The organism is Corynebacterium poyangense (genome assembly GCF_014522205.1).
Taxonomy (GTDB): Bacteria; Actinomycetota; Actinomycetes; order Mycobacteriales; family Mycobacteriaceae; genus Corynebacterium; species Corynebacterium poyangense.
On the sequence record NZ_CP046884.1, the window covers coordinates 1,307,770 to 1,324,595 of the forward strand.

Sequence of the window (16,826 nt, forward strand, 5' to 3'; positions counted from 1 at the left end):
TTTAACCCACCGATCCTTCCATCTGCAGTTCAATAAGCCGGTTAAGCTCAAGGGCATATTCCATGGGCAGTTCCTTGGCGATAGGTTCGACGAATCCACGCACGATCATGGCCATCGCTTCGTCCTCAGCAATACCGCGACTCATCAAATAGAAAAGCTGTTCTTCAGAAACCTGAGATACCGTTGCTTCATGCCCCAAGGACACATGGTCATTACGAATGTCGTTATAGGGATAGGTGTCTGAGCGGGAGATATTGTCTACCAGGAGGGCGTCACATTCGACGTTAGCGGTGGAATGATGCGCGTTGGGATTAATCTGCACCAACCCTCGATAGGCAGTACGCCCACCTCCGCGTGATACTGACTTCGACACAATATTGGACGACGTATGCGGCGCCATGTGCTGCATTTTAGCTCCGGTGTCCTGGAACTGCCCCTCACCAGCGAAAGCTACTGAGAGAACCTCACCTTTCGCGTAGGGGGCGGTGAGCCAGACCGCAGGGTATTTCATCGTGACTTTGGAACCGATATTTCCATCAACCCATTCCATCGTCGCCCCAGCCTCACACTTAGTCCGCTTGGTCACCAGGTTATAGACGTTATTAGACCAATTCTGAATAGTGGTATAGCGACAACGCCCACCCTTTTTCACAATGATTTCCACCACTGCGGAGTGCAAAGAATCTGACTTATAAATCGGTGCAGTACATCCCTCGACGTAATGCACATAAGCATCCTCATCCACGATGATCAAGGTGCGCTCAAATTGGCCCATATTCTCAGTGTTAATCCGGAAATAGGCCTGAAGCGGAATATCAACGTGCACTCCGGGCGGAACGTAAATAAAGGAACCACCCGACCACACTGCGGAATTCAACGCGGCGAATTTATTATCACCAGCAGGGATGACCGTTCCGAAGTACTCCCGAAACAGGTCCTCGTGTTCTTTCAGAGCAGTGTCGGTATCAAGGAAAATGACTCCCTTGCTTTCCAAATCCTCCCGGATTTGGTGGTACACAACCTCAGACTCATATTGAGCTGCCACTCCGGCTACTAAACGCTGCTTTTCCGCTTCCGGAATACCTAGCTTGTCGTAGGTGTTCTTAATGTCTTCCGGCAGATCATCCCAGGTTTGGGCTTGCTGTTCAGTAGATCGAACGAAGTATTTGATGTTGTCAAAATCAATACCGGAAAGATCAGCACCCCAGGTCGGCACGGGCTTACGCTCAAAAATACTTAAGGCCTTGAGCCGCTGATTCAGCATCCATTCTGGCTCATTTTTCTTGGCCGAAATATCGCGTACTACTGCTTCATCCAAACCCCGACGTGCAGAAGCACCCGCAGCGTCAGAGTCATGCCACCCGTAGCTATAGGCACCGATAGACTCGATGATTTCCTCATCTGTCTTTGGCCCTACGACATCCGGATTCCGGGTCTGGGTCATGTCAGCTCCTTTCTTTAGGAGTGTGGTCAATGGGTGTCAACGGGATATTGGTGGTACAGATACCATGCCCCTCGGCAATAGAGGCTAACGTTTGGATGTGTCGTCCGGTGAGTTCAGCGACAATCTCATGTTCTGCTTCGCAGATTTCCGGAAATTCAGCGGCTACCTGAGAAATCGGGCAATGGTGCTGACAAATCTGCACCCCACCGGCAGCTTTGTTCAACGTGGCTGCATAGCCGTGCTCGCAAAAAGCGTCGACGACAGCTTGTGCAACTTGTTCGGGATTCTGACCTGAGAACTTCTCGGGGTCAATATCCGCGATGATGTCAGCAACCCGTTGTCGAGCAAATTCCCGCACCGCGTCAGGTCCACCGGTTTGCGCTAAAGCCCGAAGTGCCGCGGCAGCAAGCATGTCATAAGAATGGCCAAAGTACTCGCGTCCGCGATCAGTTAACCGAAATTTCTTGGCTGGACGTCCGCGTTGAGGACCTCCTGCCGGCGCAGAGCTAGAACGACGTCGCCGTCGGGTCTCTACCGACTCAGCAAGTCCTTCCTCCACCAAAATGTCCAGGTGCCGTCGGACACCTGCGGCCGCTAAGCCGAGATGCTCGCCCACGTCTGCAACTGTTACTAGGCCCCGATGCAGCAGCGTCAGCATAATTTCCTTGCGCGTCTCACCGTCCACAGAACGGGTTTCGGTTTTCCGCGGTGAAGAATTCATGACAGCTACACCTCCTTAAACGTAGGTCTCCCATTAATGTCACAAACTGAGTTCACATCTTTTGACAACACTAGTGTGTCATAAATATTCCTTTTCGCCCAACACGCTGATAGAGGTGCAGATCATTCGGGTCAACCACACGGCCTAAACTGGGGTACTGTGCCAAGAAGAACGCCACTAGCGCTGCAAAAGCTCAAAGCCACTCTCCCCGCTTTGGGGTTAGCTGGCTCTCGTTCGGCATTTCTCCACCAAGAATCTGCCCAATCCGAACCACGTGTTTCCCCGGTACGTCCAGCCCGGATAGCTGGTTTTCTCCGGTGGCGCTGGATTGGAACAGTCGGTTCCCTCTTGATCGGGCTAGGTGGCCTCGGGGCCGGGGCCCTCCCCGTCGTCGACAACCCCTACGCCTTGTTCCCCGGCGGGGCGATGCTAGCTCGGATGCTGCAAACCTCAAGCATGATGGTCTTTTTAGGGGTTGCACTGTTAGTTTTTGCCTGGGTCGCTATCGCCCCCTATTGCGGAATTTCTTTCCACAGTAAAATCCAGCCCCTTGGCGTTATTCCTCTTCCCCTCTTCTTCAGCACTTTCCTTGCCTGGACTTTACCGCTCTTTTTTACCGCGCCACTTTTTACCCAAGATATTTATTCCTACTTAGCCAACGGAACCATTGTGGTGCAGGGAATGGACCCCTATTCCGCCGGACCAGTTGATCTGCTCGGCACCGACCACCACCTTGCCCGCTCAGTTCCCTTTATTTGGGCCCATTCGCCTTCCCCCTATGGGCCAGTGGCCCTAGGCCTCGCGGGTCTGATCTCTTTTATCACCCACGATTCCATTGTTTTTGGAGTGTTGTGCCACCGGTTGATTTCCATCCTCAGTTTGGTGCTGGCTTCTTGGGCACTACATTCCATTAGTCGCCGTTGCGGAGTATCACCTGTCACCGCGCTGTGGCTTTCTATCCTTAATCCCTTAACATTGCTCCACCTCATTGCCGGGATTCACAACGAATCACTCATGCTGGGTTTACTCCTTGCCGGCGTAGAACTGGCATTGAGAGCAATTGATCGCCACAGCAACGGGTCATCGTTAGTATCTGCACTTTTGCTTCTCGTGGCTGCTGGAGTTCTCATCTCCTGCGCCGGCATGGTGAAAGTCTCCGCCTTTTTAGGACTCGGCTTTGTCGGTATGTGTTGGGCACGGCACATACGTTCGTCGTTTCAGAGGTTTCGACGCCCCGGTGTCCCAGCAATCCTCTGCGCAGCAGCCCTCCAAGTAGTCGTGCTCTTAGCCACCGTATCCGCAGTAACGATGATCTCCGGAATCAGCACTGGTTGGATCACCGGCCAAGGCGGCGCAGTAGCTATTCGAAGCTGGTTATCTGCCACCACCGAGCTAGGCGTGATCGCTGGATGGTTTGGAATGCTTCTTGGTTTAGGGGATCACACGGAATCAATTTTGCTCATCACCAGAGCGGTTGGTATTGCCATCGCCGGAGCTTTCGCTGTCCGTATGCTCTTGGCCACCTATCGAGGCAGAATTCATGTCGCAGGTGCCTTAGGGGTTTCCCTCGTCATCATCGTCTTATTCTTCCCGGTGGTTCACCCCTGGTATGCCCTGTGGGCAATCCTCCCCCTGGCAGCCTGGGCAAACCGAACGTTCTTCCATGCCGCCGTTACCCTGTATTCCGGCTTCATCAGTTTTGTGGTCCTTCCCCGCGGGCTTGGTCTTCCCCCAATAACCGTCGTCCAAATCTACCTCGGCTTTATCCTGTTGAGCCTGGCAGTTTTCTTCTTTGGGCGGTGGTTACTGACTCGGCCCCAAAATGTGGCCTACACTATCCCCCGTGACTAATTCTGATTCTGAGCCTCAATCCTCGGCTCTAGTTCTTCACGATGTCGTGAAGCGCTTTGGCACTAAAGTGGCGGTGTCAGGCCTTAGTTTTCGCGTTGCCCACGGTGAGGTGGTGGCACTTCTTGGCCCCAACGGTGCTGGAAAGACAACCACCATCGAGATGTGCGAGGGATTCCAGAAACCGACCTCCGGGACGATTTCGGTACTGGGAATAGACCCAGCGAAAGAACCGGACACCTTGCGCAGCCGAATCGGCATCATGCTTCAAGGCGGAGGATCCTACTCTGGTATCCAGGTGGCTGAGATGCTGAGGCTTTCTGCCTCTTATCATGACAATCCCCTCGACCCGGAGTGGCTCATTGATGTTGTTGGGCTCAGAGACCAGGCCAAGACCACTTGGCGTCGCCTCTCTGGCGGACAGCAGCAACGATTATCCCTAGCTTTAGCCATTATCGGCCGGCCGGAACTAGTGTTTTTAGATGAACCTACCGCCGGAATGGACGCCCAATCCCGGCTGATGGTATGGCAATTAGTGGATAATCTTCGCCGTGACGGTGTGACCATCATCGTCACCACTCATCTTATGGACGAAGCCGAAGCTCTTGCTGATCGAGTCATTATCATTGACCAAGGCCACATCGTGGCTGAGGGGACTCCTGCTGAATTGACTACTCAACGCAGTATCGGTGGTTCACAAATCAGCGTTGTCACTGACTCTCCACTCGACACCGCGGTCATCGAAGAAGAACTTCACCGCCATGGTTTCCCGTCAGCATCTATTCTCAGTTCTCGTCCACTGACGTACCAAATTCATGCGCAAGTGTCCCCAGAACTTATCGCGCTGTGCTCTCGGTGCGCGGCGGAGCAAAAAGTTCTGATCCGAGAGCTAAAGGCAGGTCACCGCAGTTTAGAAGATGTATTTTTGGAAATTACCGGAAGAGAGATGAGGAAGTAATATGTCCGCTGATTCGCAACCGTCCTTCTCCCCTTCCGCATTCCCGCAAGGAACATTCCGACCCAACCCGAAACGAGCCAGCATCGGCACGATGTTGCGAGCCCAGGGATGGATTGAAACTAAACTCTTCGTCCGGCACAGTGAACAGCAGATTTTAAGTCTTGTTATTCCGCTGGGCCTCCTAGTAGTCATGTCTCGGCTGCCAATTATTGGTGATCCCCACCCGCTAGAACAATTAGTGCCCATGATCCTGGCTGTGGCCGCCACCAGCTCTGGATTTACTGGACCCGCAATCTCCTTAGCTTTTGATCGACGATACGGCGCGCTCAAAAGAACTGGTGCCTCTGGTGTACCGTCCTGGGTCATCATCGTCGGCAAAATCATTGCTGTCATAGTCATGAGTCTTCTTCAAGTCCTCATCATTTCTGCGGTGGCTTTCTGGCTTAGCTGGCGTCCCAGCGTGTGGGGACTAGGTCTTAGCTTTCCCATTCTCATCCTCGGAGTGGCAGCTTTTACCGCCATGGGTCTATTAATGGGTGGAACCTTAAGCTCAGAATTAGTCCTTGGGCTCGCTAATTTAATATGGGTCCTTCTCTTAGGCGCAGCTGGATTTGTCTTAGTCAATCTGGGGTTATCCAACGCCGGCTGGTGGAATATCATTCCCTCAGTCGCACTAGCCAGCGGCGTTGACCTTGCTCTTTTAGGACGCCTTCCGATCACCCAGATGATCATCTTGCTGGTATGGGCAATCATCGCTATTGGCGCTGCTCAGCGCTGGTTTAAATTCAGCAGCTAGCATCAATATCTCCCCACCAGCCCACATTTCAGTCGGCAACCACCACAACTGCCGGCTATCGGAGGGGGTGATCTATCCCATGTGCTCAACACGGGCAGTAATTCCGCGTTCACCATGTGGGGTGACTAGGGTAGAATTCGTGATTACTTCCACCCGACCAGATTCTGTTTCCCCTAAAAAGCGTAGGGCTATACCTACAATTCACACCCAGCGAATTCTTGCTCTAATTTTGCTTATTTGCCAGGCGGGCATCACCTTCACCGGTGCTATCGTTCGCGTCACTGCTTCTGGTTTGGGCTGCCCCACCTGGCCTGAGTGCCAACCCGGCTCCTTAGTTCCCGTTGCCGGCACCACACCTGCTCTCCATCAGGCCATAGAGTTTGGCAACCGGTTACTGACCTTTGTTCTGGTGGCTGCCTGCGTTGCCGTACTCATCACCCTCATCAAGGCTAAGCGACGCTTAGAACTTCTCATCCTAGGCTGGATTTCTATTGGCGGTATCATCCTCCAGGCCGTCATCGGCGGGATCTCCGTGCACCTCCAACTTCGCTGGTGGTCAGTGGCCATCCACTTCCTACCGTCCATGGCGTTGGTGTGGGTAGCCGCCCTCCTCTTTGTTCGACTCAAACAACCCGATGATGGCATCCCCGAACGCACCTTCCCCGGCGCAATTCGTGCCCTGGCCTTAATTTCTGCAGTTGCCCTAAGCATCGTCCTCATTACCGGCACGATGGTCACTGGCGCCGGCGTTCATTCCGGTGATGACCAGATCGGCATGAGCGGTCGCCTTGCGGTTGACATCGATATGATGGCCCATATCCACGCCTACTGCATGTACACCTATTTATTCCTGACAATCATCATGGTGTTTCTGCTGCACCGCTACAAAGCGCCCACCGAATCCAAGATCATAAGCTATTGGCTAATAGGCATGATTGTTCTCCAGGCTGCAATCGGAATCATGCAGTATAACCTGCAAGTTCCTCGTTGGTCAGTGCCTATTCACGTCCTCATGAGCTCTGTGGTGGTTATTTTCTCTGCATTTCTTTATGCCTCCGGTTATCGGGTCGCGGGAGGAATCGCTACCCGCACGGGATCACCCGAAGCTGAGCGAATTCACTAGAGTCATGATTAATCTGGAGGCATGAAAGCAATCCAGATCTCTAAGACCGGAGGACCAGAAGTCCTCACCTTCACTGACAATGTCCCTGCCCCCAGCCCGACTGAGAATAATGTTCTCATTGAAGTCCTCGTGGCGGGGGTTAATTATATTGACACCTATTTCCGGGAAGGGATTTATCCCACATCTCTTCCGTTTATTCCAGGTAAGGAAGGCGTCGGGCGGGTTGTGGCTGACCCCTCCGGTTCCATTGCCGAGGGAACTCTAGTTGCCTGGTGTGGCCCATTGGGTTCCTATGCTCAATATGCGTCGGTCCCGAAAGACAAGTTGGTGGCAGTTCCAGAGGGAACTGATCTTCATGTAGCCGCTTCAATGTTGCTTCAAGGAATCACCGCCCATTACCTATGCTACGGGGTAAAAGACCTTCAGCCAGGAGATTCTTGCCTCATTACTGCAGGTGCTGGCGGAGTTGGTCTGATCTTGACCCAGATGGCCAAGGCAAAAGGAGCAACGGTTATCTCCCTAGTTTCCACTGACTATAAAGCGGAGCTCGCGCGCCAAGCCGGAGCCGATGAGGTGATCTTCTATGACGACAAGTTCGCCCAGTCAGTCCGAAAACTCAACGGCGGACAGGGGGTTGACATCGTCTATGACGGAGTTGGCAAAGCCACCTTTGATGAATCCTTAGCGTGCATTCGCCCACGGGGAATAATGTGTCTTTTTGGAGCCGCATCCGGGCCAGTTGAGCCAATTGATCCCCAAATTCTCAACACCCACGGTTCGCTTTTCCTGACTCGCCCCTCCCTTGATGGTTGGACCAGTCAGCCAGACGAGTTTCGGATGAGAGCTCAAGCAGTAACTCAATTAGTGTCCGACGGTACTGTGAAGATTCGCATCGGCGCGGTTTACCCCCTTGCTGAAGCAGAACAAGCTCACCGGGATTTGCAGGCTCGCAAAACTACTGGCTCGGTGGTGTTAGAGGTTCCACGCGAGGAAGAGAATTGCTAAGGAAGCGGGATAGCTGACCAACCCCACAGGTGATACAGAGGAGTCAGCCCGAGTACGGCATCAACTGCCAGTGCGAGGAAGATCAGAGCCAAGTAGTTATTGGAGAGAATGAAGAGCTTTAACGGCTTAACTTTCCCTCCAGCCACTACCCCGCGGTGCAATGTGATGGCCATGATGAGAAACCACAATCCGGCAGCTACTGCAACAATGGTGTAGATCCAGGAGGTCGCGGGGATGAGCAGAAAAGTAACGATTACCGTCGCGACTGTGTACCACACAATTTGTTTGGTTACCTCAGCTGGTTTTCGAACAACCGGCAGCATCGGCACGCCGGCGCGTTCATAGTCTTCGCGGTATTTCATGGCGAGGGCCCAGGTGTGAGGTGGGGTCCAGAAAAAGATGATGAGGAACATTACGACGGCCTGCCACCACTGCGCTGGGCTGTCGTCGGGCATGTTATCAACAATGACGGCCCATCCGACGAGAACCGGCATGCATCCTGCTGCTCCGCCCCACACAATATTCATGGCGGTGCGACGTTTGAGCCACTTGGTGTAGACGAAGATGTAGAACACGATTGTGATCATGACGAAGATGGCTGCAGTCAAGGAATGACACAGCAACCAGAGCCAGAAGAAGCTAAGGATGGTTAACACCCACGCGAAAATAGCGGCTTGGCCAGTGGTAACGCTCTTTCGTACCAGCGGTCGGGCTCTGGTTCGCCCCATTTGCTGGTCAATGTCTGAATCAGCCACCATATTGAAGGTATTAGCGGCTGCCGCACCCATCCATCCACCTAAAAGTGTCCCGAGAATGAGTAAAATGTTAGTTTCCCCACGTTCAGCCTGAAGCATGGCGGGAATGGTGGCCACCAGAAGAAGCTCAATCACCCTCGGCTTTGTCAACGCGATGTAGGCCTTGATGGTGTCCAAGGGGATAATCCTCCAACGAAGAATCTGGTGGTCATAGTGCATAGTGGCAAAGAAGATGCGCTCGATAGGTATTTTTACCCGGTTGGGTAGAAAACCCGTGGCCACACCATGGTAGTCCGGAATGCCGCCGGGCCGATAACCGAGGCTAAATATTTACCCCCGGCGGTGTTGACGTCGAGTGCCGCTAAAAACACTACAGTAGAGACTGTATATCTGCGGCACCGGCTTCCCGTGTCCGCGATCTGTTTTTGCTAAGTCAAGAAGAAGTGAGGTTAAAAGCTGTGACATTGGCACCTGATTTAAAGGCCTTAACTGAACCGCACTACCCGGACAACTGGACTGACCTCGATACTCGAGCAGTAGACACCCTTCGGGTATTAGCCGCTGACGCTGTTCAAAAGTGTGGGTCAGGGCACCCTGGCACGGCTATGAGCCTCGCCCCCCTGGCTTATACCTTGTATCAGCGCACCATGGTTCACGATCCGTGCGATACTAATTGGGCTGGTCGTGACCGCTTCATTCTGTCCTGTGGACACTCCTCCCTCACCCAATACCTGCAGCTTTTCTTTGGCGGATTTGGGCTGGAACTCGAAGACATCAAACAGCTCCGCACCTGGGGCTCTCTTACTCCTGGCCATCCTGAGTATCGCCACACCAAAGGGGTAGAGATCACCACCGGGCCACTAGGCCAAGGATTAGCCTCTGCTGTGGGTATGGCTATGGCGGCGCGACGTGAGCGCGGCCTCTTTGATCCTGATGCCGCAGCCGGGGAGTCACCGTTTGATCACTATATTTATGTCATCGCCTCAGATGGCGACGTTCAAGAAGGGGTGACGGCGGAAGCCTCCTCCTTAGCTGGCACCCAAAAGCTGGGTAATCTTATTGTCTTTTGGGATGACAACCGGATTTCTATTGAGGACAACACCCAAATTGCGTTTACGGAGGACGTTGTCGCGCGATATCAGGCCTACGGTTGGCAGACCTTAGAAGTAGAGGGCGGAAATAATGTCGCCGGTATTGAGGCGGCTATTGCTCAGGCTCAGGCAGATACTGAGCGTCCTACCTTTATTCGGCTGCGCACCGTGATTGCTTATCCAGCTCCCACCATGATGAACACCGGAGCGTCCCATGGGGCAGCCTTAGGTGAGCAGGAAGTAGCTGCTATCAAAGAAGTCTTAGGCTTTGATCCTGACAAGACTTTTGACGTCGCTGATGACGTGCTGGCTCACACCCGTGCACTGCAGAAGCGGGGTTCTCAAGCTCACGCCGAATGGCAACAAAAATACGACGCCTGGGCTGAATCTCATCCCGAGCAGGCGGCTTTACACCAACGACTGGAAGCTCGTGAACTTCCCGAGAATTTTGCAGACGAGCTCCCCTCGTGGGATCCAGATCCCAAGGGTGTGGCAACTCGCAAAGCCTCTGAAGCGGTTCTCCAGGTTTTAGCTAAGACCTTGCCGGAGCTGTGGGGCGGTTCTGCGGATCTGGCGGGTTCCAACAATACGGTGATCAAAGGAGAAGCCTCCTTTGGTCCAGAAAGTATCTCAACAGATACTTGGTCAGCACATCCTTATGGCCGTAACCTCCATTTCGGTATCCGAGAACACGCCATGGGCGCCATTATGAATGGCATTGCTTTACACGGTGGCACCCGCCCTTATGGTGGAACCTTCCTCATTTTCTCCGAATACATGCGCCCAGCCGTACGGCTAGCTGCACTCCAAGGCACCGACGCCTACTATGTGTGGACTCATGACTCCATTGGTTTAGGCGAAGATGGTCCTACCCATCAACCGGTAGAACAGCTCACTGCTTTGCGAGCTATTCCTAATCTGTCGATTTTGCGGCCGGCAGACGCTAATGAAACCGCGGCCGCCTGGAAACACGCTTTGCTCTATAAAGAAGGCCCTAAAGGTCTGGCGCTAACCCGGCAGAATCTTCCAGTGCTCGAAGGCACTAAGGAAAAGGCAGATGACGGTGTTGCTCGCGGCGCCTATGTCCTCGTTGAAGGCTCACAACCAACCCCAGACGTCATCATTATGGCTACTGGATCTGAGGTCCAACTTGCGGTGGATGCTGCAGCTCAATTGGAAGCTGAAGGAACGGCTACTCGTGTAGTGTCCGTCCCCTGCCTAGATTGGTTTGAGGAACAAGACCAGTCATACATCGAGGAGGTTCTTCCGCCTTCGGTCACAGCTCGCGTATCTGTGGAAGCAGGATTAGCAACCCCGTGGTATCGCTGGCTAGGTACCCAGGGGCGTGCAGTATCCTTGGAGCACTTTGGTGCTTCGGCTGACTACCAGACTCTCTTCGACAAATTCGGGATTACCACTGAAGCAGTTGTTGCTGCAGCACATGAATCCCTTAATGCCTAAGTGCTAGCCCTCATATCAAAGGAGTAACCCTATGACCCACGCAATTGGGCAGCTTGCTGACCTTGGAACATCCACCTGGTTGGATGACCTTTCCAGGGAAAGAATCAGCACCGGAAACCTCACTGAGCTCATCGCCAACAAGGGTATCGTCGGCGTAACCACCAACCCAGCTATTTTTGCTGCTGCGATGAGTGCCGGCACCGCCTATGATGAGCAAATCGCCGAACTAAAAAAGGCTGCTGCAACCGTCGACGAGGCAGTTTATGCTATGTCTATTGATGATGTTCGTGACGCCTGCGATGCCTTTGCTGAGATTTATCATCAAACTCACGGTTTCGACGGTCGGGTCAGCATTGAAGTTGACCCGCGCTTATCAGCAGATCGGGACGCAACCTTAGCGCAAGCTCGGGAGTTATGGAGGAAGGTTGACCGTCCCAATGTCATGATTAAGATTCCGGCCACCGAGGGCTCGATGCCTGCTATTGCTGACGCGCTGGCTGAAGGAATCAGCGTCAACGTGACATTGATTTTCTCGGTGGCTCGTTATCGCGAAGTCCTCAACACCTATAAGGAAGGAATTCGACGAGCAGTAGACAATGGTATTGATCCGGCAACGATCCACTCCGTGGCATCATTCTTCGTCTCTCGCCTTGATACTGAGGTAGACCGACGCCTAGAAGAAATCGGAACGGAGGAAGCTTTAGCCCTACGCGGCAAAGCTGGGGTAGCAAATGCTCGTCGCGCCTATGCCGTCTTCCGCCAGGCTTTCACCGAAGGTGAATTACCTCAAGGGGCTAATATTCAACGACCGCTCTGGGCTTCCACGGGTGTTAAGAACCCCAACTACCCAGCTACCCTTTACGTCACGGAATTGGCTGGACCCGATACGGTGAACACCATGCCTGAGTCCACCATTGACGCAGTGCTGGAGCTAGATGAATTAAAGGGCGAAACCCTCACTGGTCATGAAGCTGAGGATGAGAAGGTTTTTTCCGATCTCCTCCACGTCGGCGTCGACACCGAAGATGTTTTTGCAGTTCTCGAGCAAGAGGGTGTGGATAAATTCGTCACCGCATGGTCAGAGTTATTAGAATCAATGGCCAGCCAGCTATAAAGCTACGGCGTCCGGGCTTAGTGAGTCCCGGATAAAACACTCGGAGCTGAAGTTTTCCTCGCGAAAATTCCTCAGCTCCGCTTTTTTAGGTAATCTCAATACACGTCCCGTTGAGCTAGTAACGAATCCTATATGTTGTGAGGAGCCCTCCTTGACAGAGTTGAATGTGGAACCGCAGTGGACTAACCCCCTGCGCGATCCTCAAGATAAACGTCTCCCGCGCATCGCCGGACCTTCCGGGATGGTGCTTTTTGGTATCACCGGAGACCTCGCTCGGAAAAAACTCCTCCCCGCCTTTTATGACCTAGCTAACCGAGGGCTGCTTCCCCCCGGCTTCAGTTTGGTCGGTTACGGACGCCGTGACTGGTCTGCCGAGCAATTCCGAGACTACGTTTTCCAAGCAGTCAAAGAGCGCGCACGCACCCCCTTCCACGACAAAGTCTGGGAACGCTTCGCCGACGGTTTAGTTTTTGTATCCGGCAACTTTGATGATGACGAAGCCTTTGATCGCCTCGCTGAGAAAGTCGCCGACATCGACCGCACCCGTGGCACCAGTGGAAACTGGGCGTTTTACCTATCCATTCCACCGGGATTTTTCGCCGACGTCTGCCATCAGTTACAACGCTCAGGACTCTCCCACGCCGATGACAACGCGTGGCGTCGAGTCATTATCGAAAAACCTTTTGGGCATGACCAGAAGACGGCGCAGCACCTCAACAAGGTGGTGAACTCGGTGTTCCCGGAAGAATCCGTGTACCGAATTGACCACTACCTTGGCAAAGAAACAGTCCAAAATATATTGGCTCTACGCTTCGCCAACCAGCTTTTTGAGCCCTTGTGGAACGCTCGATTCATTGACCATGTCCAGATCACCATGGCAGAAGACATCGGTCTTGGCGGAAGAGCCGGATACTACGACGGTATCGGCGCAGCACGAGATGTCATTCAAAATCATTTGATCCAGTTGCTCGCCTTAATCGCCATGGAAGAACCCGTGAGCTTCTCACCGGCAGAATTGCAGGCGGAAAAGGTGAAAATCCTCCGAGCCACCCGCGCCGTCGAACCCTTTGAACTCACGACCGCCAGGGGTCAATATAGCGCCGGCTGGCAAGGTTCGGAACAGGTCTGCGGCCTCCGCGAAGAAAAAGGTTTTGACCCGGCCTCAACCACCGAGACTTTTGCCGCCTGCACCTTGGAGATTTCTTCTCGTCGGTGGGCTGGAGTTCCGTTTTACCTTCGCACGGGGAAACGTTTAGGTCGCCGCGTTACTGAAATCGCTGTGGTCTTTAAACGACCTCCTCATCAACCCTTCGGGCCAGAAGAAACATCCGCTTTAGGTAACAACGCCGTGGTTATCCGAGTCCAACCTGATGAAGGCGTACTCATGCGCTTTGGATCTAAGGTTCCTGGTTCAGCGATGGAAGTTCGAGACGTAAATATGGACTTTTCCTACGCAGAGGCTTTTACGGAACAATCCCCGGAAGCATATGAGCGACTCATCTTGGATGCTCTCTTAGATGAATCCAGTCTCTTCCCCACTAACGAGGAAGTTGAATTGAGTTGGGCTATTTTAGATCCGATCCTGCATTATTGGGCTGAGTCTGGAACACCAGAAGATTATCCCGCTGGTACCTGGGGTCCAGCAACTGCCGACCGCATGTTATCCCGAAGTGGCCGTACATGGCGTCGACCCTAGCCTTCCGGCGGAAAGATGAGAGACATGATTATTGACCTTCCCCACACCACCACCCGGAAAATTGCTGAAGCCCTCAATTCCATGCGCGAGCGCTCCGCTCAAACTACTGGGCGGGTCCTCACCTTGATCGTGGTAGCCGACGCCACTGATGATTTAGAACGTATCCGACGCGCCGTGACTGATGCTTCCCAAGAGCATCCGGCTCGAGTGCTGATTTTAGTGACCGAACATGACCGCAATGGAAACCAATTAGATGCCGAGCTTCTTATTGGCGGTGACGCTGGAGCGTCAGAAATTATCATCATGCACCTGCGCGGGGATATTGCTCATCACCCAGCAGCCGTCGTAACCCCCTTATTATTGCCCGACACCCCCATTGCCGCGTGGTGGCCGGAGCAAGCCCCAACAATTCCTTCTGAACATCCCATCGGCAAAATCGCCCAACGGCGAATCACCGATTCACCCAAACACCCCGACAACGCTCCCTCTCCCCTTCCAGCCCGTAGAGCTCATCATCGAGCCGGAGATACCGACATGATGTGGGCCAGAATCACCGCCTGGCGTGCTCTCGTTGCTTCCGCTTTGGAACTGCCACCCCATGAACCTATTCAACGAGTCCGAGTTTGCGGTCCAGCTACTCACCCCAGTGTGGATATCGCCGCAGGTTGGCTAGCAACCCGCTTGAATGTGGAAGTCATCAGGGAGCACTCGGAATGCATTAAACCCGGATCATTTATGATCACCACCCTCGTGCTAGAACGAGAAAGTGGAGATGTCACGCTCAAGGTGATTGATAAGCACACTATTAAACTGCAGGTGCCTGGTCGCCCTGATTCCTTAGTGGCGCTATCACGACGTTCAATAGCGGATTGCCTGGCCGAGGAATTACGTCACCTTGCTCCAGACAAGGCTTATACTGCAGCTCTGGAGGGGCTAGATAAAGTGACCTACGACTGCCCACATTCCGCTCTTCCTCACGGTGAAAACGTCCCTCACAGTGGGCTCAATGTCGAACACGTCGCTGACCAAGATGATCTCACCCGTCGAGCAGCTCGTCGCCTCACCCAGATTATCCAGGATATTCAATCTTCCCCTACCGGTGGTGCGCACCACGACGGGATAGCCCGAATTGTTCTCACCGGCGGGGGAACTGGTATCGGTGTGTTAAAACAATTAGCCTCGTTCGGTGCTGACATTGACCACCATAAAGTAGAAATCTTCTTCGGTGATGAGCGCAATGTTCCGGTCAGTGACCCAGAGTCCAACGAGGGGCAAGCTCGACGCGCACTGTTGGATCACTGGCAGGTTCCCGAGGATTGTATCCACGGTTATGGTTTAACCGGCGGGGACATGATGGACGCAGTGACAAACTATCGTCGGATTTTAAAGGAACGTGCTCCTCGAGGATTTGATGTTCATCTTTTGGGTATGGGCGAAGAAGGGCATATTAACTCCTTATTCCCCCACTCGGCGGCTTTGCATGAGTCTATCGAGCAGGTGGTCCCTGTTTATGATTCCCCTAAACCCCCGGCAGAACGAGTTACGTTGACCACTGTCGCACTAGAGAAGGCGGATCGTATTTGGCTGCTTGTGTCCGGATCCGCTAAAGCAGAGGCCGCTCACCAGGTTATTAATCATGGAGATCCTCAAGAATGGCCGGCAGCCGGGATTAGTGGACGGATCGAAACTACCTTGTATCTCAGTGAAGATGCCTCCGCTAATAGTTCTTAGCTGGAGATGCAAACGAGTATCCTGCTAGTGGAAGGAAATCGCCTCTAGCCGGTGTTGAGGAGCCCACTCCTATGTCTCGACGGTTTATCAACTCAGTTATTAGCTCAGGCATGATCCTGCTGAGCTTCAGCGGTTTTACTGCCCATGCGTATCAGGTCCATGCAGATACTTCGGCTGACCAATGCGTCGTTGATACCCAGGCGGATTCGGCTATTTCCGAGTTTTGGAAACACCTGGACACCTGGACTGCAGACGCCCGGATATCTGCGATTGACCAGCAAGATCCTGGACTGGGAGAGCTCATTCGACAGTGGACGCCCGGACAATCTGCCGAAGAGATTCAAAATCGACTCAACGCCTTAGGCCAAAACGACAATTTTGGTATGTTATTGGATCTGCGGGACGGGCAAAACACTAGTTTGAGTGAGTCTGATCCTCAGGCAAGCGCAAAAACCCGCTACACCGAGGACGAAGCGCGAAAAGCTGCAGATGCTATCGGTGACGATCCGGCAGCAGATGCCGAAGCTAAATTATCGGAGATGGCTGCCCGGGGAACGGCATTGGATAAAACTCGCTTGGAACAGTTTCAGGCTCACCGAGAGGAATATAACCAGGCGCAGCAGGAATTTCATGACCAGTTGCTGCAGTGCGCCGATGAGTTGAAAAAATCCAGGCCGGTACCGACCTGGATCTGGGTTGTTGGTGGATTAGCTGTGTTGGCTATCTTAGCCACAGCAGCTCGGGCCTTTGTTAATTCTCGACGCCCCAGCCGCCATTATCGCTAGTCCAGCGTCGTTTGCGGCCTAGTTTCCGTAGGCCTGCAAGAGATTTAATGCGACGATACAGACTAACCAGATTAATGCGGTTAATACGGTGTAGCGGTTCAGGTTCTTTTCCACCACGGTGGAACCAGAGAGGTTAGATTGCACTCCACCACCAAATAAGCTGGATAGGCCACCTCCCTTGCCTTTGTGGAGGAGAACGAACACCGTCATAATGACAGCCGCTAAGACCAGAATGATTTGCAGCGCCAGAATCAAAAGACGTCCTTTGTCAACATTTACGGTTAGGTACTTGCCAAAG

Annotated in this window: 13 protein-coding genes and 2 pseudogenes; 11 read left to right on the forward strand and 4 right to left on the reverse strand. The window is 53.2% G+C overall.

Translation table 11 applies throughout. From position 1 onward, the window contains the following. Window position 1: 1 nt before the first annotated feature. Both sufB and GP475_RS06140 read right to left on the reverse strand, forming a co-directional pair. Window positions 2-1,444 (reverse strand): Fe-S cluster assembly protein SufB, encoded by a 1,443-nt coding sequence (gene sufB / locus GP475_RS06135; RefSeq protein WP_187975719.1) that lies wholly within the window; start codon window positions 1,442-1,444, stop codon window positions 2-4. Window position 1,445: 1 nt separating this feature from the next. Further along, window positions 1,446-2,165 (reverse strand): helix-turn-helix transcriptional regulator, encoded by a 720-nt coding sequence (locus GP475_RS06140; RefSeq protein WP_187973581.1) that lies wholly within the window; start codon window positions 2,163-2,165, stop codon window positions 1,446-1,448. Window positions 2,166-2,324: 159 nt separating this feature from the next. Between GP475_RS06140 and mptB the strand changes: the two genes are divergently transcribed. From mptB to GP475_RS06165, 5 genes are all read left to right on the forward strand, one after another. Then, a complete protein-coding gene (mptB, locus tag GP475_RS06145; RefSeq protein WP_187973582.1) occupies window positions 2,325-4,016 on the forward strand; it encodes a polyprenol phosphomannose-dependent alpha 1,6 mannosyltransferase MptB in 1,692 nt (563 codons plus the stop codon). After that, a complete protein-coding gene (locus GP475_RS06150) occupies window positions 3,988-4,971 on the forward strand; it encodes an ABC transporter ATP-binding protein (RefSeq protein ID WP_187973583.1) in 984 nt (327 codons plus the stop codon). Before mptB ends, GP475_RS06150 begins: the two co-directional genes overlap by 29 nt. A 1-nt stretch (window position 4,972) precedes the next feature. Next, entirely contained in the window at window positions 4,973-5,767 is a 795-nt protein-coding gene (locus GP475_RS06155; RefSeq protein WP_187973584.1) for an ABC transporter permease, read from the forward strand. Window positions 5,768-5,909: 142 nt separating this feature from the next. Continuing rightward, window positions 5,910-6,890 carry a COX15/CtaA family protein gene (locus GP475_RS06160; RefSeq protein WP_262485258.1) on the forward strand — a complete coding sequence of 327 codons (981 nt, stop codon included), beginning with the start codon at window positions 5,910-5,912 and terminating at the stop codon, window positions 6,888-6,890. Window positions 6,891-6,911: 21 nt separating this feature from the next. Next, window positions 6,912-7,895, forward strand: coding sequence for a quinone oxidoreductase family protein (locus GP475_RS06165; protein WP_187973586.1), 984 nt, complete (start codon window positions 6,912-6,914; stop codon window positions 7,893-7,895). On the opposite strand, the gene GP475_RS06170 is transcribed toward GP475_RS06165, so the two are convergent. Next, window positions 7,892-8,827 carry a heme o synthase gene (locus tag GP475_RS06170; protein WP_187975821.1) on the reverse strand — a complete coding sequence of 312 codons (936 nt, stop codon included), beginning with the start codon at window positions 8,825-8,827 and terminating at the stop codon, window positions 7,892-7,894. The genes GP475_RS06165 and GP475_RS06170 overlap by 4 nt on opposite strands. Before the next feature lie 281 nt (window positions 8,828-9,108). Between GP475_RS06170 and tkt the strand changes: the two genes are divergently transcribed. The 6 genes and pseudogenes from tkt to GP475_RS06200 all read left to right on the forward strand — a co-directional run bounded on the left by tkt (window position 9,109) and on the right by GP475_RS06200 (window position 16,528). Beyond that, entirely contained in the window at window positions 9,109-11,202 is a 2,094-nt protein-coding gene (gene tkt, locus GP475_RS06175; RefSeq protein ID WP_187973587.1) for a transketolase, read from the forward strand. Window positions 11,203-11,233: 31 nt separating this feature from the next. Continuing rightward, the gene (gene tal, locus GP475_RS06180; RefSeq protein WP_187973588.1) at window positions 11,234-12,316 is read left to right on the forward strand and encodes a transaldolase; all 1,083 of its coding nucleotides are present in this window, start codon (window positions 11,234-11,236) and stop codon (window positions 12,314-12,316) included. A 151-nt stretch (window positions 12,317-12,467) separates the two neighbouring features. Further along, window positions 12,468-14,012 (forward strand): glucose-6-phosphate dehydrogenase, encoded by a 1,545-nt coding sequence (zwf, locus tag GP475_RS06185; RefSeq protein WP_262485143.1) that lies wholly within the window; start codon window positions 12,468-12,470, stop codon window positions 14,010-14,012. Between the two features lie 24 nt (window positions 14,013-14,036). Then, a pseudogene (locus GP475_RS06190) lies at window positions 14,037-14,963 on the forward strand (glucose-6-phosphate dehydrogenase assembly protein OpcA); the annotation flags it as partial. Window positions 14,964-15,047: 84 nt separating this feature from the next. Next, window positions 15,048-15,743 (forward strand): annotated as a pseudogene (gene pgl / locus GP475_RS06195) (6-phosphogluconolactonase); the annotation flags it as partial. Between the two features lie 71 nt (window positions 15,744-15,814). Further along, complete coding sequence (locus GP475_RS06200) at window positions 15,815-16,528, forward strand: hypothetical protein (protein WP_187973589.1); 714 nt, start codon at window positions 15,815-15,817, stop codon at window positions 16,526-16,528. Window positions 16,529-16,546: 18 nt separating this feature from the next. Here the strand turns inward: GP475_RS06200 and secG are convergent, their stop codons facing one another. Beyond that, on the reverse strand, window positions 16,547-16,783 hold the full coding sequence (gene secG, locus GP475_RS06205) for a preprotein translocase subunit SecG (protein WP_187973590.1): 237 nt from the start codon (window positions 16,781-16,783) through the stop codon (window positions 16,547-16,549). Window positions 16,784-16,826 lie beyond the last annotated feature (43 nt).